At 74.5% G+C, this 19,332-nt stretch carries 18 protein-coding genes; 13 read left to right on the top strand and 5 right to left on the bottom strand.

The genetic code is table 11. The features are described 5' to 3' along the window. Positions 1-37: 37 nt before the first annotated feature. Positions 38-904, bottom strand: coding sequence for a peptidylprolyl isomerase (locus Q2K19_RS33055; RefSeq protein WP_302766410.1), 867 nt, complete (start codon positions 902-904; stop codon positions 38-40). A 262-nt stretch (positions 905-1,166) separates the two neighbouring features. Between Q2K19_RS33055 and Q2K19_RS33050 the strand changes: the two genes are divergently transcribed. From Q2K19_RS33050 to Q2K19_RS33040, 3 genes are read left to right on the top strand one after another with little or no spacing between them, the layout of a single operon-like run. After that, entirely contained in the window at positions 1,167-1,886 is a 720-nt protein-coding gene (locus tag Q2K19_RS33050) for an MBL fold metallo-hydrolase (RefSeq protein WP_302766409.1), read from the top strand. A gap of 54 nt (positions 1,887-1,940) precedes the next feature. Then, positions 1,941-3,281 carry a histidine--tRNA ligase gene (gene hisS, locus Q2K19_RS33045; protein WP_302766407.1) on the top strand — a complete coding sequence of 447 codons (1,341 nt, stop codon included), beginning with the start codon at positions 1,941-1,943 and terminating at the stop codon, positions 3,279-3,281. A gap of 51 nt (positions 3,282-3,332) precedes the next feature. Then, positions 3,333-4,268: an acyl-ACP desaturase gene (locus tag Q2K19_RS33040; RefSeq protein WP_302766406.1), complete on the top strand. Its 936-nt coding sequence runs from the start codon at positions 3,333-3,335 to the stop codon at positions 4,266-4,268. A gap of 115 nt (positions 4,269-4,383) precedes the next feature. Here Q2K19_RS33040 and Q2K19_RS33035 read toward each other — a convergent pair whose 3' ends face one another. After that, positions 4,384-4,893, bottom strand: coding sequence for a PaaI family thioesterase (locus Q2K19_RS33035; protein ID WP_302766404.1), 510 nt, complete (start codon positions 4,891-4,893; stop codon positions 4,384-4,386). A gap of 56 nt (positions 4,894-4,949) precedes the next feature. On the opposite strand from Q2K19_RS33035, the gene Q2K19_RS33030 reads away from it, so the two are divergent. Further along, complete coding sequence (locus Q2K19_RS33030; RefSeq protein ID WP_302766402.1) at positions 4,950-5,423, top strand: winged helix-turn-helix transcriptional regulator; 474 nt, start codon at positions 4,950-4,952, stop codon at positions 5,421-5,423. 52 nt (positions 5,424-5,475) lie between these two features. Here the strand turns inward: Q2K19_RS33030 and Q2K19_RS33025 are convergent, their stop codons facing one another. Then, on the bottom strand, positions 5,476-6,306 hold the full coding sequence (locus Q2K19_RS33025) for an SGNH/GDSL hydrolase family protein (RefSeq protein ID WP_302766399.1): 831 nt from the start codon (positions 6,304-6,306) through the stop codon (positions 5,476-5,478). A gap of 246 nt (positions 6,307-6,552) precedes the next feature. Here Q2K19_RS33025 and Q2K19_RS33020 point away from each other — a divergent pair, with 246 nt between their 5' ends. After that, the gene (locus Q2K19_RS33020; RefSeq protein ID WP_302766397.1) at positions 6,553-7,599 is read left to right on the top strand and encodes a S1 family peptidase; all 1,047 of its coding nucleotides are present in this window, start codon (positions 6,553-6,555) and stop codon (positions 7,597-7,599) included. Positions 7,600-7,725: 126 nt separating this feature from the next. Further along, complete coding sequence (locus Q2K19_RS33015; RefSeq protein ID WP_368046123.1) at positions 7,726-9,333, top strand: MFS transporter; 1,608 nt, start codon at positions 7,726-7,728, stop codon at positions 9,331-9,333. Here Q2K19_RS33015 and Q2K19_RS33010 read toward each other — a convergent pair. After that, positions 9,236-9,967, bottom strand: coding sequence for a DUF998 domain-containing protein (locus Q2K19_RS33010; protein ID WP_302766395.1), 732 nt, complete (start codon positions 9,965-9,967; stop codon positions 9,236-9,238). The two genes, Q2K19_RS33015 and Q2K19_RS33010, sit on opposite strands and share 98 nt — an antisense overlap. 201 nt (positions 9,968-10,168) lie before the next feature. Here Q2K19_RS33010 and aspS point away from each other — a divergent pair, with 201 nt between their 5' ends. The 4 genes from aspS (at position 10,169) to Q2K19_RS32990 (ending at position 14,974) form a co-directional block, all read left to right on the top strand. Beyond that, complete coding sequence (gene aspS / locus Q2K19_RS33005; protein ID WP_302766393.1) at positions 10,169-11,974, top strand: aspartate--tRNA ligase; 1,806 nt, start codon at positions 10,169-10,171, stop codon at positions 11,972-11,974. Positions 11,975-12,036: 62 nt separating this feature from the next. Next, complete coding sequence (locus Q2K19_RS33000; protein WP_302766391.1) at positions 12,037-12,846, top strand: SDR family oxidoreductase; 810 nt, start codon at positions 12,037-12,039, stop codon at positions 12,844-12,846. 86 nt (positions 12,847-12,932) lie between these two features. Further along, entirely contained in the window at positions 12,933-13,559 is a 627-nt protein-coding gene (locus Q2K19_RS32995; RefSeq protein WP_302766390.1) for an ArsR/SmtB family transcription factor, read from the top strand. Further along, positions 13,556-14,974, top strand: a complete 1,419-nt coding sequence (locus Q2K19_RS32990; protein ID WP_302766388.1) for an MFS transporter — start codon at positions 13,556-13,558, stop codon at positions 14,972-14,974. Before Q2K19_RS32995 ends, Q2K19_RS32990 begins: the two co-directional genes overlap by 4 nt. A 22-nt stretch (positions 14,975-14,996) precedes the next feature. Here the strand turns inward: Q2K19_RS32990 and Q2K19_RS32985 are convergent, their stop codons facing one another. Then, the gene (locus Q2K19_RS32985; protein ID WP_302766387.1) at positions 14,997-15,737 is read right to left on the bottom strand and encodes a GNAT family N-acetyltransferase; all 741 of its coding nucleotides are present in this window, start codon (positions 15,735-15,737) and stop codon (positions 14,997-14,999) included. On the opposite strand from Q2K19_RS32985, the gene Q2K19_RS32980 reads away from it, so the two are divergent. From Q2K19_RS32980 to Q2K19_RS32970, 3 genes are all read left to right on the top strand, one after another. Continuing rightward, a complete protein-coding gene (locus Q2K19_RS32980) occupies positions 15,736-16,329 on the top strand; it encodes a GNAT family N-acetyltransferase (RefSeq protein WP_302766386.1) in 594 nt (197 codons plus the stop codon). The two genes, Q2K19_RS32985 and Q2K19_RS32980, sit on opposite strands and share 2 nt — an antisense overlap. Continuing rightward, the gene (locus Q2K19_RS32975; protein ID WP_302766385.1) at positions 16,272-16,484 is read left to right on the top strand and encodes a hypothetical protein; all 213 of its coding nucleotides are present in this window, start codon (positions 16,272-16,274) and stop codon (positions 16,482-16,484) included. The genes Q2K19_RS32980 and Q2K19_RS32975 overlap by 58 nt, the downstream gene beginning before the upstream one ends. Positions 16,485-16,558: 74 nt before the next feature. Further along, positions 16,559-18,037: a replication-associated recombination protein A gene (locus tag Q2K19_RS32970; protein WP_302766384.1), complete on the top strand. Its 1,479-nt coding sequence runs from the start codon at positions 16,559-16,561 to the stop codon at positions 18,035-18,037. Positions 18,038-19,332 lie beyond the last annotated feature (1,295 nt).

Here is a 19,332-nt window from a genome sequence, read left to right as displayed (position 1 = left end):
CGCTACCGCCGCTGCTCAGGGGTCGGGACGGGCCGGGTCAGCCGGCGCTGGGGCTGGCCGACGGCGCGCTCGTGGCGGCCGCGGTGCCGTTCACCTCGCCGACGGTGAGGCTCTGGATCACCACGTCCGTCTTCGGCTTGACCTTGGCTCCGCTCCCATTGTCCACGGTCGGGAGGGCACCGATCTTCTCCAGCACGTCCAGGCCGCCGGTGATCTTGCCGATCACCGGGTAGGCCGGCGTGGTCGGGTTGAAGTCCTTGAAGAAGATCAGGAACTGGCTGCTGTTGGCGCCCGGCGGGTTGGCGATCATGGCGACCGTGCCCTTCGGGTACGCCGGAGCCTGGCCCGGGTCGGGCGAGCCGGACGGGCTCGGCGCCGCGGTGGGGACGTTCTCGTCGTAGAACGAGTAGGTCGGGCCGCCGATGCCGGTGCCGCTCGGGTCGCCGCAGCGCAGCGCGCCCTCGGTGGTGATCTCGTGGCACTTGGTGTTGTCGTAGAACGACTTGCCGGCCAGGTACGAGATGCTGGCCGCCGCGCACGGCGCGGAGGCGAGGTCGAGCTCGGCGGTGATCGGGGCACCCTGGTTGGTGGTGACCGTCATGGCCCGGGTGCCCGCGGTCGGCAGGTCCGTGGTCTTCGGCGTGCCGACGTCCTTGAGGTTGGTGTTGCCGGTGGCGTCCTGGGGGGTCCAGAGGCAGACGTCCTCGGCGGCCTTCTTCTCCGCCTTCGAGTCGAACGCCCCGAGCGCCCAGGCCGAACCGACGACGATCAGCGCGAGCACCAGGGCGGCGCCGACGCCGGCCTGGATCTGCCGGCGGCGCTTCGCGGCGGCAGCCCGCCGGGCGAGCTGCCGGTCGAGCTTGGCCCGCGCCAGTTTGCGCTGCCGGTCCCTGCTGGAAGCCACCCGTGCTCCCCTTCCTCTACCCTGGTCCTCGCCGGCGCCGGGCATGGTCCGCCCGCCGGGTGCGCAGGTGCGCCACGCCACACGCCCGCCAGAGTGTACGGGTACCGGCTGGGAAAGTGGTGTACGAGGTACGGCCTCGGTTTATCGGGCGTTGTCACTGTGCTCGGCGGGGTCATTGCGACCAGTGGGTCGGCGGAAACCGCTGGCCGGTGCGACTAGGCTGCTGACCGGGACGACGTACCGGAACGGAAGGGGAGCGGACGTGCTCGTGGCCGGCTTTCCCGCGGACGCCTTCGGCACCAACTGCTACGTGGTGGCGACCGCGCCGGGGGAGCAGTGCGTGGTGGTCGACCCCGGGATCGGGGTGCTCGACCGGCTCGACGCCGTGCTCGCCGAGCACCGCCTGCACCCGGCCGCCGTGTTGCTCACCCACGGCCACCTCGACCACACCTTCTCCGTCGCGCCGGTCTGCGGCGCCCGCGGCATCACCGCGTACGTCCACCCGGACGACCGGGAGCTGCTGGCCGACCCGAGCAAGGCGCTCTCGATGGACCTCACCCAGCTCTTCGGCGGCCGGCTGCCGTACGCCGAGCCGGAGGACGTGGCCGAGCTGACCGACGGCTCCACGCTGCGCCTCGCCGGGTTGGAGATCACCGTCGACCACGCCCCCGGCCATACCGGCGGGTCGGTGCTGTTCCGGATGCCCGGCGCCGGCTCGCCCTGGGAGGCCGAGCAGATCTGCCTCTCCGGCGACGTGCTCTTCGCCGGCTCCATCGGCCGCACCGACCTGCCGGGCGGCAGCATGCCCCGCATGCTGGCCAGCCTCCGGGACAAGGTCCTCCCGCTGGCCGACGACACCGTCGTCCTGCCCGGCCACGGCCCCGCGACCACCATCGGCCGCGAGCGCGCGACGAACCCGTACCTCCTCGAGGTGGCGGGGACCGGCGACGCCCGCCCGGCCGCGCCCACCCGCGGTCTGTAGCCACCGCGACCGACGACCGCACCGCGCCCACCGCGCGGCGCCAAGGAGTACGCCATGAGCAAGCCCACGCCCATCTCCGGCTTCCCGGAGTGGACGCCCGCCCAGCGGATGATCGAGCAGTTCGTGCTCGACCGGATCCGCGCCACCTTCGAGCTGTACGGCTTCGCCCCGCTGGAGACCCGCTCGGTCGAGCCCCTCGACCAGCTGCTGCGCAAGGGAGAGACCTCGAAGGAGGTCTACGTGCTGCGCCGGCTGCAGGCCGATCCGGAGTCGGCCACCGGGGACGACGCGCTCGGCCTGCACTTCGACCTGACCGTGCCGTTCGCCCGGTACGTGCTGGAGAACGCCGGCAAGCTGCAGTTCCCGTTCCGCCGCTACCAGGTCCAGAAGGTGTGGCGGGGGGAGCGCCCGCAGGAGGGGCGCTACCGGGAGTTCCTCCAGGCCGACATCGACATCGTCGACCGGGACACCCTGCCGGCCCACTACGAGGCCGAGATGCCGCTGGTCATCGGGGACGCGCTGCGCTCGCTGCCGATCCCGCCCGTGCGCATCCAGGTGAACAACCGCAAGATCTGTGAGGGCTTCTACCGGGGGATCGGGCTGACCGACCCGGAGGCGGCGCTGCGCGCGATCGACAAGCTCGACAAGCTCGGCCCGACCCGGGTGGCCGAGCTGCTGGCGGAGACCGCCGGCGCGAGCGAGGCGCAGGCCAAGGCGTGCCTGGCCCTGGCCGAGATCTCCGCGCCGGACGCCTCCTTCGCCGACGCCGTCCGCGCCCTCGGGGTGAGCGACCCGCTGCTGGACGAGGGCATCGCGGAGCTGACCGCCGTGGTGGAGACCGCCGCCGCGCACTCGCCCGGGCTCTGCGTCGCCGACCTGCGCATCGCCCGGGGCCTGGACTACTACACCGGCACCGTGTACGAGACGCAGATGATCGGCTACGAACGGTTCGGCTCGGTCTGCTCCGGCGGCCGGTACGACAACCTGGCCAGCTCGGGCGCGGTCCGCTTCCCGGGGGTGGGCATCTCGATCGGGGTGACCCGGCTGCTCGGGCTGCTCTTCGGCGCCGAGGCGCTGACGGTCTCCCGCAGCGTGCCGACCTGCGTGCTGGTCGCGGTGACCAGCGAGGACGATCGGCCGGCGAGCAACCGGGTGGCCGAGGCGCTGCGCTCGCGGGGCGTCCCCACCGAGGTGTCGCCGAGCGCCGCCAAGTTCGGCAAGCAGATCCGCTACGCCGAGCGGCGCGGCATCCCGTACGTCTGGTTCCCGGGCGCCGAGGGCGACGAGGTGAAGGACATCCGCTCGGGCGAGCAGGTGGCCGCGGCGGCGGGCGAGTGGACCCCGCCCCGCGCGGACCTGAAACCGCTGGTGGGCCCCGCGTCGACTGGCGCCTGACGGCGTTTCGACCTACGGTGGCGTAACTTACGCCACCGTAGGGAGACCGTCGTGACCGTGCTCAGCCAGACCGCCCTGCTCCGCGAGCTCGAACCCGTGGTCGAGAAGAACCTCGACCGGCACCTGTCGTTGGCGAAGGAATGGTTCCCGCACGAGTACGTGCCGTGGAGCGAGGGGCGCACCTTCGACGGCCCGCTCGGCGGCGAGCCCTGGGCGGAGCGGGATTCGGCGCTGCCCGAGGTGGCCCGGACCGCCCTGATCGTCAACCTGCTCACCGAGGACAACCTGCCCTCGTACCACCACGAGATCGCCAGCCTCTTCGGGCGGGACGGCGCGTGGGGCACCTGGGTGCACCGGTGGACCGCCGAGGAGGGCCGGCACGGCACCGCGATCCGCGACTACCTCACAGTGACCCGGGCGGTCGACCCGGTGGCGCTGGAGCGGGCCCGGATGGTGCACATGTCGAACGGGTACCGCAACGTGCACGACGAGGAGATGCTGCATTCGCTGGCGTACGTCTCGTTCCAGGAACTGGCCACCCGCATCTCGCACCGCAACACCGGCCGCGCCGCCGGCGACCCGACCTGCGAGGCGCTGCTGGCCCGGGTGGCGGCCGACGAGAACCTGCACATGGTCTTCTACCGCAACCTGCTCGGCGCGGCCTTCGAGCTGGCGCCGAGCCAGGCCATGCGGGCGGTCGCCGACGTGCTGGCCGACTTCCAGATGCCGGGCGTCGGCATCGAGGGCTTCGCCCGCAAGGCGGTGACCATCGCCCTGGCCGGGATCTATGACCTCCGCCAGCACCGGGACGAGGTGGTCGCCCCGGTGCTGCGCCAGTGGAACATCTTCGAGGCGACCGGCCTGGACGCCGACGGCGAGGTCGCCCGCGACCAGATCGCCGCCCACCTCGACACCCTGGAGACCCAAGCGGCCCGTTTCGAGGAAAGACGAGCCACCCGCGCCGCCCGCCTGACCACCGCCCACTGACCCCCGGCCCCCTACCCGCCGATCTTGCACTTGATGCCCCGGCAAAAGCCGCGAAACCGGCTCCTCGGGGGCCGAGAGTGCAAGATCGCGGGGGCGGGGGCGGGGGCGGGGGAGGTCAGGCAGGGGGGTCGAGGGGGAAGAGGAGGCAGGTGGACGTGGCGTGCGCGATGAGGCGGGCCCGGGTGTCGGTGAGGCGGGCCTCGGCCAGGGCCGTACGGCGGCCGCGCTGGAGGACGGTGCCCTCGCAGCGCAGGGTGCCGCTGGCCACGGTGACCGGGCGGAGGAACTTCACGTTCAGGTCCAGCGAGGTGTAGCCGACACCGGCCGGCAGGGTGGTGTGCACCGCACAGCCGGCGGCGGTGTCCAGCAGGGTGGAGATGATGCCGCCGTGCACCGTGCCGAGCGGGTTGTAGTGGAACTCCTGCGGCACCAACTCGACGGCGACGCGACCCTCGTCCGCCTCCATCCGGGCCATGTCGATCAGGTGCATGACCGGCGGCGCGGCCAGCTCCCCGGCGATCATCGCGCGCAGCAGCTCCAGGCCGCCGCGCCGGCCGATGTGCGCGGCCCCGGCCACCGGGTCCGACCAGGAGAACGTGCGGGTGCGGTCCTGCGTCTGTGTCATGGACTCAGGCTCGCAGCGCGTTGCTGAGTCTGTCAACGAGACCTAGCCTGGTCGGCATGAGACCTGCGGCACTGGACTGGTCGGTGGAGAACTGCACCATCGCCCGGGCGATGGAGATCCTCGGCGAGCGGTGGACGCTGGTCGTGCTCCGCGAGGTCGTCAACGGCGTACGCCGCTTCGACGACATGCGGGTGCGCACCGGGATTCCCCGGCAGGTGCTCACCAACCGGCTCGCCATGCTGGTCGAGCAGGGGGTGCTGCGCCGGGAGCCCTACCGGGATCCGGGCAGCCGGGTGCGGCACGAGTACCGGCTCACCGACAAGGGGCTCGACCTGTGGCCGGTGCTGGTGGCGGTGCTCGGCTGGGGCGACCGCTACCTGGCCGACCCGGACGGGTCCCCGCTCGCGGTCAGCCACCGCGACTGCGGGGCCGAGGTGCGGGTGGCGCTGCGCTGCGACCAGGGGCACGAGGTGACCGACCCGCGCGACGTGCTGCCCCGGCCCGGGCCCGGTGCCCGCCGCCGGGCCTGAGGTGCGACCCGGCGCGCGGACGGCACGTCCGCGCGCCGGGCGGGGGAGGGACCTACCAGTTGAAGCCGGCGGTGTAGGAGATGCTGGCGAGCACTGCCTGCCCGCTGGTGTTGGGGTGGAAGTAGTCCCAGGTCGAGACCTGGCTCAAGGCGAACGGGTAGTTGAACACGGCGTTGCCGTCGAAGTCGCAGTTCGCCCCGTACGCGGCGCAGGCCTGGGCGAGCTGGGTGTTGAAGTCGACCACCCGCTGCCGGACCCGGGCCCGACGGTCCACGTCGGCCTGACTGGTGGAGGTCGGGTTCGCCAGCATCGACTGGCAGATCCCGAAGAGCGACCAGGCGGTGCGGGCGCTGCTGCTGTCCTTGCCCACGGACCAGAGGCGGTAGATGTCCGGGATGCTGATCACCGCCACCCGGGCGCCGGGCAGCCCGGCCTTGACCCGGTTGAGCGCGCTGTCGATGTTCGCCCGGAAGGTGGCCACCGAGGTCATGCTCGATTCCGAGCTGGTGCAGGCGTCGTTGGCGCCGATCAGCATCGTCACGTACTCGACGCCCTGGCTGACCGCGCTGCCCGCCTGGCCGTACATGTCGGCGGACTTGGCGCCGGTCCTGGCGTCGTTGTAGTTGCGGCCCTGGATGCTCGGGTTGACCGCGCGGACCCGCAGGTAGTGGCTGTTGACGCTGGAGTAGTCGCCGGTGCTGAACGACCGCGAGGCGCAGTCGGAGTACCAGCCGCAGGCATTGAAACCGCGGGTGATCGAGTCACCCATGCTGGCCATCGAGTTGGGGGGTGGGGTGGTGGCGGCGACGGCGGGGCTGGCGGCGAGCAGGACGAGGGCGGTGGCGCCGGCGAGAGCGGCCAGCGCGCGTCGGGTGAGGGTCATGGTGGCCTCCGGATCACGGGTGCCGGCGTGACTGCGGTGGCCGAATCGTATAGACGACGGTCTGTGTCCACAATGTTGCGCCGCGGTTACCGGGGGCGGCGGGTGAATTCGGGCAAAGTGACGTCTTGCTTAGGATCTTAAATATGTGAATACTTGGTTCGCCCGGCCGGTTTCCCCAGCTCGGCCGGGTTGCCCTCGGGCGCGTTCCTGTGACGGCGCCCGTCACCCCCTTCCGGAGGTTGTTACATGCGACCCACGAGGTCCTCGCTCCGCCGCGCCGCCGCCATCGCCGTGGCCGGCACCCTGGTCACCGGCTCGTTGCTCGGCGCGCCCGCCCAGGCGGCTCCCGCCTCGGCCGCTTCCCCGGACGCCGCCGCCGCCCTCGCCACCCAGCTCGGTGACCGCGCCGCCGGCACGTACGCCGACGCCAGCGGCAAGATGATCGTCGCGGTGACCGACGCCGCAGCCGCCCGCCAGGTCCACGCCGCCGGCGCGATCCCGAAGCTGGTCACCCGCGGCGCCGACAAGCTCAACGCGGCCACCGCCGAGCTGGAGCGGTCCGCCAGGATCCCGGGCACCGCCTGGTGGACCGACCCGGCCACCAACCAGGTCGTGGTCTCCGTCGACAGCACGGTCACCGGCGCCAAGCTCGACCGCGTCAAGGCCGCCGCCGCCCGCACCGGCGGCGCGGTCCGGATCGAGGCCGCGCCCGGCGTGCTGACCACCCGCATCTCCGGCGGCCAGGCCATCTACAGCAGTGGCTACCGGTGCTCGCTGGGCTTCAACGTGCGCAGCGGCACGACCTACTACTTCCTCACCGCCGGACACTGCACCAACCTGGGTTCGACCTGGTACTCGAACTCCAGCCAGACGTCCGTGCTGGGCACCCGTGCCGGCACCAGCTTCCCGGGCAACGACTACGGCATCGTGCGGTACAGCATCGCCTCGCAGCCGGGCACCGTCTACCTCTACAACGGCACGTCCCAGGACATCACCAGCGCCGGTAACGCCTACGTCGGCCAGGCCGTCAAGCGCTCCGGCAGCACCACCGGCGTGCACAGCGGCAGCGTCTCGGCCACCAACGCGACGGTGAACTACGCCGAGGGCAGCGTCTACGGCCTGATCCGGACCAACGTCTGCGCCGAGGGTGGCGACAGCGGTGGCTCGCTCTTCGCCGGCAGCACCGCCCTGGGCCTCACCTCCGGCGGCAGCGGCAACTGCACCACCGGCGGCACCACCTACTTCCAGCCGGTCACCGAGCCGCTGAGCGTCTACGGCGTCAGCGTCTACTGAGCAACCCTCGCGAACGGGCCGCCGGGCGACCGGCGGCCCGTTCCCGCGTCCGGCCCCGTCGGCGCCCGGGGGGCGGATTCCGCGATCATCGGACTGACCTACCGCCGCCGGGGTACGTTCCGCCCGGTGAGCGCCCCCATGACACCCGCACCCGACGTCCCCGCGTCGGCGTGGACACCGTTGCGCGTCGCCGCGTTCCGGAGCCTCTGGCTGGCGGTGCTGGCCAGCAACGTCGGCACCTGGATGCAGACCGTGGGCGCACAGTGGCTGCTGGTGAACCAGCCCAACGCCGCCACCCTGGTCGCCCTGGTGCAGACCGCCAGCATGCTGCCCGTACTGCTGCTCGCCCTGCCGGCCGGCGCGCTCGCCGACACCTTCGACCGGCGCCGGCTGCTCATCGTCGTCCAGTGCTTTCTGGCGGGTGTGGGCGTGCTGCTCACCACGCTGACGGCGGCCGGCTGGATGCCGCCGGCCCTGCTGCTCACCCTCACCTTCGCGCTCGGCGTCGGGCAGGCGCTCACCCTGCCCGCCTGGCAGGCGGTGATTCCGGAACTGGTGCCCCGGGCCCAGCTCGTCTCCGCCTCGGCCCTCGGCTCGATCAGCGTCAACCTGGCCCGTGCGGTCGGGCCGGCCGTGGCCGGCGTGCTGGTGGCCCAGGCCGGGGTGTCGGTAGTCTTCGCGATCAACGCCGCCTCGTTCGTGATCTTCGCACTCGCCCTGCTGCGCTGGCGGCACGGCCGGCCGGAGGCCGAGCCCATGCCGGAACGTTTCACCGCCGCGCTGCGCGCCGGCGGCCGGTACGTCCGGCACTCCCTGGTGGTCCGCCGGATCCTGCTGCGCACGGCGCTCTTCGTGGTGCCGGGCAGCGCGCTCTGGGCCCTGCTCCCGCTGGTCGCCAGCCACCGGCTCGCCATGAGCGCCAGCGGGTACGGGCTGCTGCTCGCCGCGCTGGGCGTCGGCGCGGTGGCGGGCGCCGTCGTCCTGCCCCGGATCCGCCAGCTCTTCTCCAGCACCCAGCGGCTGCTGCTGGCCGGACTCCTCTACGCCGGGGTGCTGCTCGTGCTCGCGCTGGTGCCGGTGCGGGCCGTGGTGATCGCCGCGCTGGTGCCCGCCGGCCTGGCCTGGATGACCGTGCTGTCCGGCATCAACGCCGCGATGCAGCTCTTCATCCCCGGCTGGGTACGGGCCCGCGGCCTGTCGGTGTACCAGATGGTCTTCGCCGGTGGTCAGGCGCTCGGCGCCGTGGCGTGGGGCGCGCTCGGCGAGCTGACCAGCCTGGAGACCGCGCTGGCCGTGGCCGGCGTGGTGATGGCCCTGGGCGCGGTGAGCGTGCTGCGCTGGCCGCTGCGGGACACCCGGGGCTTCGACCAGGACCCGGCGATCTACTGGCCGGAGCCGCACCTGGCGCTGGAGGCGCACCCACGGACCGGGCCGGTGCTGGTGACCCTCCGCTACACCGTCCCGCCCGAGCGGCAGGCCGCGTTCGTGACGGCGATGCGGGCGGTCGGTCGGTCGCGCCGGCGTACCGGGGCGATGCGCTGGGGGCTGTTCCGGGTCGGCGAGCGGGAGCACGGCTTCATGGAGGTCTACCAGGTGCCGTCCTGGGAGGAGCACCTGCGCCAGCACGGCGGCCGGCTCACCGGGGCCGACCAGGCGGCCGAGGAGCGGGCCCGGGCCCTCGCCGAGGGGCCGGTGGAGGTGAACCACCTGCTTCCCGCAGACCCGGAGGACTGATCCGCGCAGGGTTGTGCCAGCGTTGGTGCGTCCGCCGGGCCGAGAGCACCGCCAGCGGGGGCCAGAGCCCGACCCCCAGCGCCGTCGCCCGCTCGGCGAGCCCGGCGCGGTGCCCGCTGGTCACCTCGAAGACGAACCAGCCGAAGAGGGCCAGCAGCATCGCGGTCACGGTGAGCGCCACCGGTCGCCGGAACGCCCACGGCAGCACCGGTCGGGCCGGGTGGCCGGCGTCCGGGCCACGGGGCAGCAGCAGCGCCGACCCGGCCGGCCAGAGCGCCAGCGCCAGGACGGCGATCGTCGCCACCGTGCCGTGGCCGAGCGATCCGCCGACCTTCGGCCGCGGAAAGGCGATCAACGCGACGGTGGCCGCTCCGCCGACCGCGAGCAGGAACCGGCTGGGCAGCCCGGCGGCGTGCAGGACGGCCGCGGTGGCCAGGTGACACGCGCCGAGCAGCACGAAGCAGCCGACCATGATCCAGGAGTCCGCGGCGCCCGGCCCGGCGAGTTCGCTGATCGTGTCGCGGACCGGGTCATAGCCTGCCGGCTGCCGAGCGCCCGCGACGGTCGTGCCGCCGAGCAGCAGGACGGGTGCGGCGGCGGCGACGGCCACGGCCCAGCTCGGTACGGCGCGCACCTCGCCACGGTAACCGTCGCGACCGTCGATCGTCGCCGGGACGGTCCGCTGGGGGAGCTGCCCCGGCGCGTCCCGGGTCGGCGGGTCGGCAGCCGGAGGCCGCCCCGGATCGGGTCCGGCTGTCGGGTGCCCGCCGGACGCGGCGGGCGGGGCTGACAGAATGCGGGGTGACGACTGTTCCACGATGAGGAGACGCCAGCCGTGATCCGTACCCACAATGCCGGAAGCCTGCGCGCGGCGGACGCCGGCTCGACGGTGACGCTCGCCGGGTGGGTGGCCCGCCGGCGCGACCACGGCGGTGTCATCTTCGTCGACCTGCGCGACGCGTCCGGCGTGGTCCAGGTGGTCTTCCGCGAGGAGGACGCGCACGCGCTGCGCAACGAGTTCTGCGTGAAGGTCACCGGCGAGGTGACCCGCCGCCCCGAGGGCAACGAGAACCCGGACCTGCCGACCGGTGAGGTCGAGGTGACCGCGACCGCGCTGGAGGTGCTCTCCGAGGCCGCGCCGCTGCCGCTGCCGGTCGACGACCAGATCGAGGCCGGCGACGACATCCGGCTCAAGTACCGCTACCTGGACCTGCGCCGCGGCGGCCCGGCGAAGGCCATGCGGCTGCGCTCGCGGGCCAACCAGCTCGCCCGCACGGTGCTGCACGAGCGGGACTTCCTGGAGATCGAGACCCCGACGCTGACCCGCTCCACCCCGGAGGGCGCCCGCGACTTCCTGGTCCCGGTCCGCCTCCAGCCGGGCAGCTGGTACGCGCTGCCGCAGTCGCCGCAGCTGTTCAAGCAGCTGCTCATGGTCGGCGGCATGGAGCGGTACTACCAGATCGCCCGCTGCTACCGGGACGAGGACTTCCGCGCCGACCGGCAGCCGGAGTTCACCCAGCTCGACATCGAGATGTCCTTCGTCACCGAGGACGACGTGATCGACCTTGGCGAGGCGATCGTCTCGGCGCTCTGGTCCGACCTGGCCGGCTACCAGATCCCCCGGCCGATCCCGCGGATCACCTGGCACGACGCGATGTCCCGGTACGGCTCGGACAAGCCGGACCTGCGCTACGGCGTCGAGCTGACCGAGCTGACCGACTACCTGCGCGGCACCGAGTTCCGGGTGTTTGCCGGCGCGATCGACGCGGGCGGCTACGTGGGCGCCGTGGTCATGCCGGGCGGCGCGAGCCAGACCCGCAAGGAGCTGGACGGCTGGCAGGACTGGGCGAAGGCGCGCGGCGCGCGGGGCCTCGCGTACGTGGTGCTCGACGCGGAGACCGGTGAGGCGCGCGGCCCGGTGGCCAAGAACCTCTCCGAGGCGCACCTGGCCGGCCTGGCCGACGCGGTCGGCGCGAAGCCGGGCGACGCCGTCTTCTTCGCCGCCGGCACTGACACCCGGGAGGCGCAGGAGCTGCTCGGCGCGGCCCGGGTCGAGATCGCCAAGCGGGCCAACCTGGTCGACGAGAGTGCCTGGGCGTTCTGCTGGGTGGTCGACGCGCCGATGTTCGAGCGCACGGACGAGGGCGGCTGGACGGCCGTGCACCACCCGTTCACCTCGCCGAATGCCGAGTGGGTGGACCGGTTCGAGGAGGCCCCGGACCGCGCCCTGGCCTACGCGTACGACATCGTCTGCAACGGCAACGAGATCGGCGGCGGTTCGATCCGTATCCACCGCGGCGACGTTCAGCAGCGGGTCTTCGACCTGCTCGGCATCACCGCCGAGGAGGCGCAGGACAAGTTCGGTTTCCTGCTGGAGGCGTTCAAGTACGGCGCCCCGCCGCACGGCGGCATCGCGTTCGGCTGGGACCGGGTCTGCATGCTGCTCGCCGGTGCCGACTCGATCCGCGAGGTCATCGCCTTCCCGAAGACCCGGGGCGGCTTCGACCCGCTGACCGGCGCGCCGACGCCGATCACCGCCCAGCAGCGCGCCGAGGCGGGCATCGACGCCAAGCCGAAGGCGCCGACCGGCCCGCACGCCGGCACGGCCGGCCCGGCCGCCCCGGTGGCCGACCCCACCTGATCCTGGCGTTGGCGAAGGGCCCGCGTCATGATGACGCGGGCCCTTCGACGTCTGGGGGACGGATGAACCTGCTCGTGGTGGGGGCCAGCGGCTTCCTCGGCGCCGAGGTGTGCCGGCAGGCCGTCGCGGCCGGGCACCGGGTGGTCGGCACCTTCCACTCGGCCGCCGTCGGGGTGCCGGGCGTCGCGACCCGCCGGCTCGACGTCACCGACCGCGCCGCCGTGCGCGCGCTGCTGACCGAGGTACGCCCTGAGGCCGTCGTCAGCACCCCCTACCGGTACGACGACTGGACGGTCACGGCGGACGGGGCGGCCCACGTCGCGTACGCGTCCGCCGAGGTGGGGGCCCGGCTGGTGCACCTGTCCAGCGACGCCCTGCACGGCGGGCGTCCGGAGCCGTACCGCGACGACGACGTGCCGTCCCCGGTGTTCGCGTACGGGGCGGCGAAGGCGGCGGCGGAGACCGCCGTGCGAGCGGTCGACCCGGGGGCGGTGCTGGTGCGGACCTCGCTGATCGTGGGGGAGGGGAGCAAGCAGATCCAGCTCTGCCGCGACGCCCTGGCCGGCCGGGCCGCCCTCTTCACCGACGAACTCCGCTGCCCGGTCGACGTGACCGACCTCGCCGCCGCCGTGCTGGAGTTGGTGGCCGGCGACTACGCCGGCCCGCTCAACGTGGCCGGCCCGGACGCGGTCAGCCGCGCCGAGCTGGGACTCCTCGTCGCCCGGCAGCTCGGCGTCGATCCGGCCGGGCTGAGGACCACCACCGGCGCCGCGGTCGGCGTGCACCGCCCCAGCGAGGTACGGCTCGACTCCTCGCGGGCCGCGGGCCTGCTCCGGACCCGGCTGCGCGGGGTCACGGAACTGCTCACCTGACCCTCGTCCGGTCACCTGTCAGATCTTGCACACTTCCTATGCACAAGTCTTGTGCATAGGAAGTGTGCACAGATATTGTGCAAGACATGGGGAACGACGACAGGCTTCCGGCGCCGCGCGCCGTGCGGCTCTCTCACCAGCAGGTGCGCGTCCTGGCGCACCCCCTGCGCACGCGACTGCTCGGCGCGCTGCGGGTCCGGGGCCCGGCGACCGCCACGAAGCTGGCCGAGCTGCTCGGCACCAACACCGGAGCCACCAGCTACCACCTGCGCCAGCTCGCCGAGGTCGGCCTGGTCGCGGAGGACCCGGATCTCGGCACCGGCCGGCAGCGGTTCTGGCGGGCCGCACACGACGTGACCAACTGGGAGCCGACCGACTTCGACGACGACCCGGACGCCCGCGCCGCCATCGAGTGGATCGAGGGGGAACAGGTGCGGCAGTTCGCCGAGATCGCCGAGCGGTGGTTCGCCGTCCGCCACGAGTGGTCGCCCGCCTGGCGCGACGCCTTCGGCATGGGCGACATCTTCATGACGATCCCGCACGCCCGGCTCGAGGCGCTGAAGGCCGACCTGTGGCAGATCCTCGATCGCTACCGCGAGGAGGCCGACCCCACCGAGCCCGGCGCCGAGCAGGTGCAGATCTACCTCGCCGCCCTGCCGCTCCCGGCGGACCTGCGGCCCGCCACCCCACCGACCGCAGAGGAGAAGCCGTGAGCACCCTGTCCGTACGCCAGGTCCGGTTCCGCTACCTCACCCTGTACGCCCTGCGCTGGCTGCCCGGCGGCCTGATGATCCCGGTGATGATCCTGCTGATGCAGGAGCGTGGCTTGTCGCTGTCAGAGATCGGTCTGATCGGCACCGCCCAGGGCCTGGTCATCCTCGCGCTGGAGTTGCCCACCGGCGGCCTCGCCGACGCCCTCGGTCGCAAGCCGGTGCTCGCCGTCGCCTGGCTGGTCGGCCTGGTATCCCTCGCCATCTTCGCCCTGGCCGACTCGTTCTGGCTCTTCTTCCTGTCCTGGGCGTTGCAGGGCGTCTACCGGGCGCTGGACAGCGGTCCCCTGGAGTCCTGGTACGTCGACGCCACCCTCGCCGCCGATCCGGACGCCGAGTACGAGCGCGGCCTGGGCTGGGCCGGCACCGTCATCGGCCTCGCCATCGGCGCCGGCGCGCTGCTCAGCGGCGGGCTGGTCGCGCTCGGCCCGGTCGGCCCGATCAGCGCGCTGGCCCTGCCGCTGCTGGTCGCCATCGCCCTGCAGGCGGTCTCGGTCGTGGCGTTGCTGGTGATGCTGGTCGAGCACCGGCCGGCCAAGGGCGTCGGCGCGCTGCGCGCCTCGGTGGCCGAGGCGCCCCGGATGGTCGGCCAGGCGGTCGGCCTGCTCCGCCGCTCCCGGGTGCTGCTCGCGCTCGTCGCGGTCGAGCTCTTCTGGGGCTTCGGCATGGTCACGTTCGAGTCGTTGCTGCCGGTCCGGCTCTCCGAAGTGGTCGGCAGCGCGGATCGCGCCGCCGCCCTGCTCGGGCCGGCCGGCTCGGCGGCCTGGCTGGCCAACGCCGCCGGCGCCGCGCTCACTCCGTTCCTGCTGCGCCGACTGGGCGCCGCGCCCGCCGCCGCGCTGATGCGGATCCTCCAGGGCGCGACGGTGGTCGGCATGGGCCTGCTCGCCGGCCCGGTCGGGGTGATCGTCGCCTATCTGGCCTGCTACACCGTGCACGGCGCGTCGAACCCACTGCACATGGGGCTGCTGCACCGGCAGGTCGACGGCCCGAACCGGACCAGCGTGCTCTCGCTGAACTCGATGATGGGCATGCCGGCCGGGGCGCTCGGCGGGGTCGTCCTGACCGCCCTCGCCGACCGCACCAGCGTCAGCCTCGCCATGCTGGTCGGCGGGGTGGTGCTCGCCCTGGGCGCGCCGCTCTACCTGCCGGCCTGGCGGGCGAGCCGGGCCGCCGCGTCCGGCGCCGGCGAGCCGGCCACGCCGGGGGAGCAGGCGCCAGCGGCGGCCGAAGGGGTCCCGTCCGGGGCGAGTCTCGCGGCGACCGGCCCCGACGGCAGCCTTGCCGGCCCCGCGCCGGTGGCCGTCCCGACCTCGCAGCCGGCGCCCGCAGCCGGTGCCGGCACCCGGCCCGCCTGACGGTGGCGGCCGGGAGAGAGCGTCAGCCCAGGTGGACGGAGGTGCGGGGCTCGGTGCCGGTGTAGCCGAGGCGGTGGTAGAGGCGGATGGCGCCGACATTGTCGGTGTAGACGCCGAGCGCCACGTGGTCGTACCGGCCGAGCAGGGTTCGGGTCATCCCGGCGGTCAGCGCCGCGCCGAGGCCCCCGCCCCGTTGGTCGGGCGCCACGGTGAGGCCGGCGAGGAAGCCGACGTCGCCCCGGCTGCGGTCCGCCCCGCAGGCGACCAGGCGGTCGCCGTCCCGGATGCCGTACCAGTCGACGATGCGCGGGTCGCCCGGGCGGGAGGTCGTGGTGGGGAAGGAGCCTTCGATCAGGGCGTCGAGGGCCGGGTGGTCGGCCTCGGTAAGCCGGACCACCCGCTCCTCCCCGTCCTGCGGTGGCGGGGCCGTCGTGGTCCAGAGGAAGTCCCACTCGTCGAGCCGGGCGACGGAGAACCGCCCGGCCACCTCGTCCGCCGAGGTCCGGGGCAGGTGCAGCCACTGGCCGGCGTGCAGGGTCCCGTCCGCGACCAGATCGCCGAAGACCTCCAGCGCCGCCCCGGCCGGCCCCAGCGCCCCGCCGGCCGGCCCCTGCTCCGGCGGGAGCAGCCAGCCCACCGCGCCGTCGCGTCGCCACCCCTGCGGCTCGTGTTCGCGCCAGAGCGCGTGCCGGGCGTACGGGTGGTGGCCGGCGGCGGCGAGCAGGGCGTCCCGACCCACCAGGACCTGGTCGGCAGTGATCATGCCGCCAGCCTACGAGAGGAGAATTCGTGACCCCGTCCGCTCCGTTCGACCGGTACGACTCGCCGGCCCCCGCTGCGCGCTGCGTGAACTGGACGACGCCGACGTCGCGCCGCTGTACGCGCTGATGACCGAGCCGCGCGTGTTCGACCGGGTGCTGGACGAGCAGCCGCCCTCGCCCGATGAGGTCCGGGACGCCGTGCCGGCGTGGCGGGCCGAGGCCGACGCCGAGCCGCGGCCGGTGTACCGGCTGGCCGCTGTCGAGGGGGACCGGCTGGTCGGGATGGGCACCCTGACCGTGGAGAGCCCGCAGCACCGGCGCGGGGAGATCGGCTACGTGGTGCACGCCGACCACTGGGGCCGGGGTCTCGGCACCGAGATGCTGGTGGGACTCGGTGCGCTACGCGATCCTCGCCACCGACCGGTGACGCGGCGCCCGGCCGGCGGGCCGGATCGGTCCAGGGTGGAGATTGACGAACAGACCGATCGGGTACATCCCACGCCGACCTACTGGGACCCCCCACCGGAGGAACGACAATGCTCGCCATTCTCGCGGCCATCGTGTTCGGCCTCGCGCTGTTGCTCGACTTCCTGAACACCAACCTCGGCGCCCCCGACCTGTTCAACTACCAGACCCTCAGCCTGATCGGTTTCTTGCTGCTCGCCCTCTACCTGGCCGGGGTCGGCGCCGGTCCGCGCGGCGCCGGCGGCGGCCGCTGGTACCGGGGCCGGCGGCCGGGTCGCGGCTGACCGGAACCGATCACCCGGGCCCGGCCCACGGCGCGATTCCAGCGTCGTCGGCCGGGCCCGGTACTGTTCTCGGGATGGAGTCCGACGCCCTTTTCACCCTCGGCGAACCCGCCGGAGCGCCGCCCGGCGCCCCCACGGGTTCCGGTGGCGTCGACGCGTTCTCCGCCACCCGGGCGGACTCGCCGCTGCCCGTCCGGATGCGGCCGGCCAGCATCGACGAGCTGGTCGGGCAGGACCACCTGCTCGCTCCGGGCGCCCCGCTGCGCCAGCTCGTCGAGGGCGCCGCGCCGATGTCGGTGATCCTCTGGGGGCCGCCCGGCAGCGGCAAGACCACCATCGCCCACCTGGTGGCCGGCGCCACCGACCGCCGCTTCGTCGCCATGTCCGCGCTGACGGCCGGGGTGAAGGACGTCCGGGCCGTGATCGACACCGCCCGGCGGCAGCGCCGCGCCGGCGGGCCGCCGACCGTGCTCTTCATCGACGAGGTGCACCGGTTCAGCAAGACCCAGCAGGATTCGCTCCTCGCCGCGGTCGAGGACCGGACGGTGACCCTGCTCGCGGCGACCACCGAAAATCCGTACTTCTCGGTCATCTCGCCGCTGCTGTCCCGCTGCGTGCTGCTCACCCTCCAGCCACTGGACGACGACGCCGTGCGCGGCCTGCTGCGCCGCGCGGTCGCCGACGAGCGCGGGCTGGCCGGCGCGCTCACCCTGGCGGCCGAGGCGGAGGACCACCTCGTCCGCCTCGCCGGCGGTGACGTCCGCAAGGCGCTGACCGCCCTGGAGGCGGCGGCCGCCACCGCGACCGCGCGCGGCGCCGGCCGGATCGACCTGGCCACCGCCGAGCAGGCCGTCGACGTCGCCGCCGTACGGTACGACCGCGACGGCGACGCCCACTACGACGTGACCAGCGCGTTCATCAAGAGCATGCGCGGTTCGGACGTGGACGCGGCGCTGCACTGGCTGGCCCGGATGCTGGTGGCCGGCGAGGACGCCCGGTTCATCGCCCGGCGCATGGTCATCTTCGCCAGCGAGGACGTCGGCATGGCCGACCCCACCGCGCTCACCGTGGCCACCGCCGCCGCGCACGCCGTGGAGTACGTCGGGCTGCCCGAGGCGCAGCTCAACCTCGCCCAGGCGGTGATCCACCTGGCCACCGCGCCGAAGTCCAACTCGGCGACCACGGCGATCGGCGCGGCCATCGCCGACGTGCGCGCCGGCCGGGGCGGGCAGGTGCCGCGCGGGCTGCGGGACGCGCACTACGCCGGCGCCCGCGGGCTGGGCCACGGCGCCGGTTATCGCTACCCGCACGACGACCAGCGTGGGGTGGTCACCCAGCAGTACGCTCCGGACGATCTCGTCGGGACCGACTACTACCGGCCCAGCGGCCACGGCGCGGAGCGCGCGGTGGCCACCCGGCTGCCGCTGCTGCGCCGGATCGTGCGCGGGCTGCCGGCACCGGCGGCCGCCAACGGTGGTCGCCCGGCGGGTCCGGAGCAGGTCGACGGGGCGAACGAGGGCGGCAGCGACGCCGTCGAGGAGGGTCAGCAGTGATGGCGCGTGGTCCGGAGGGGCCCGAGGACGGCCCGGAGGAGCGGCGCGACCCGCGTGCCAAGGGCCGCCGGTGGGGGCGGGGCAGGGCCGACGCCGAGCCGGACGAGGCGACCGCCGGCGAGGAGTTCGGCTGGATCGACGACCTGCGCACGGCGAAGCAGCAGCGTGGCGAGCTCGGCCCGGACGGCGACCCGTCCGCGCCGCCGCCCGGCGCGGTGCCGCCCCCGCGCGGCGGGACGCCGCCCACCGGCCCGAGACCCCGCCCCGTCCCGCCCACGCCCGAGCCGCCGCGCGGCGCCCGCCCCGGTGCGGTGCCGCCCCCGGCCGCCGGCCGGCCGGGCCCGGACGGGTCACCGGTCCGTCGCGGGCCGGCGGACACCGGACCGGCCACGCCTCCGGTACGCCCCGGCGGTCCCGAGCCGGCCGCCGCCCGGCGCCGCCCGGCCGACGGTCCCCGGCCCGGCCCGGCCGAGCCTGGCCGGCACCCCGCCGAGCCGCCCCGGCGCACCGGGGACGGGCCGACCAACCAGCACCCGCCCGCTTCGCCGGCCGCCGGCCGGATGAGCGGCCCGGCCGGTCAGCCCGGCCGGGTGGCACCGCCCGCCGGCCCCGGCGTGGGTCGAGGCGCCCCGCTGCCGCCCGCCGGTCCCGCCCCGGATCCCGGCCGTGGCGGCCCGCCGCCCGGGTCCGGCCCGGACCGCGCCGGGAGGGCCGCGCCACCGAACCCGGACCGCGGTCGTGGTGGTCCCGAGCGGCCCGGCCAGGGCTCGGGCGCCGGCTGGCCACCGCCCGGCCCGAACGTGCCCCCGCCCGGCCCGCGCGTCGCGGTCCCGCCCTCGCCACGTGGTCGCCACGGATCCGACGGCCCCGACGGCCCGGCCTCCGGCCCGCAGCCGGGCGGCGGCGACCCGGCCGCCCGGCCCGTCTCCGGCGCCGGTCGGCGCTCGGTTCCCGACGGCGTCGAAGCCGGGGTCCGTCCGGTCTCCGGCGCCGGTCGGCGCTCGCTTCCCGACGATGCCGACCCGGGTGTCCGTCCGGTCTCCGGCAATGGTCGGCGGGCGGCCGAGCCTGGGACGGGTCGCGCCGGGGTGCCCTCGGCGCGCGCCGCGACCCCCGGCCCCGGCTACCCCGTCGGCGACCCGGTGACCGGGGTTGCCCGCCCGGATGACCCCGAGCCCCGGCGCCGCCGGGCCCAGCCCGACCCGGCCGCGGCGGGCGGGTCCCGGGTGGACGGTCCGGTCGGTGGCCGCGCGGGCGGTCGCCGTCGTGCCGACGAACCCGACCAGCCCGTGGTG

The sequence above is a fragment of the Micromonospora sp. NBRC 110009 genome (genome assembly GCF_030518795.1).
Classification (GTDB): Bacteria; Actinomycetota; Actinomycetes; order Mycobacteriales; family Micromonosporaceae; genus Micromonospora.
Note: the sequence above shows the minus strand (reverse complement) of the source record. Positions and strands in the feature narration are given on the sequence as shown.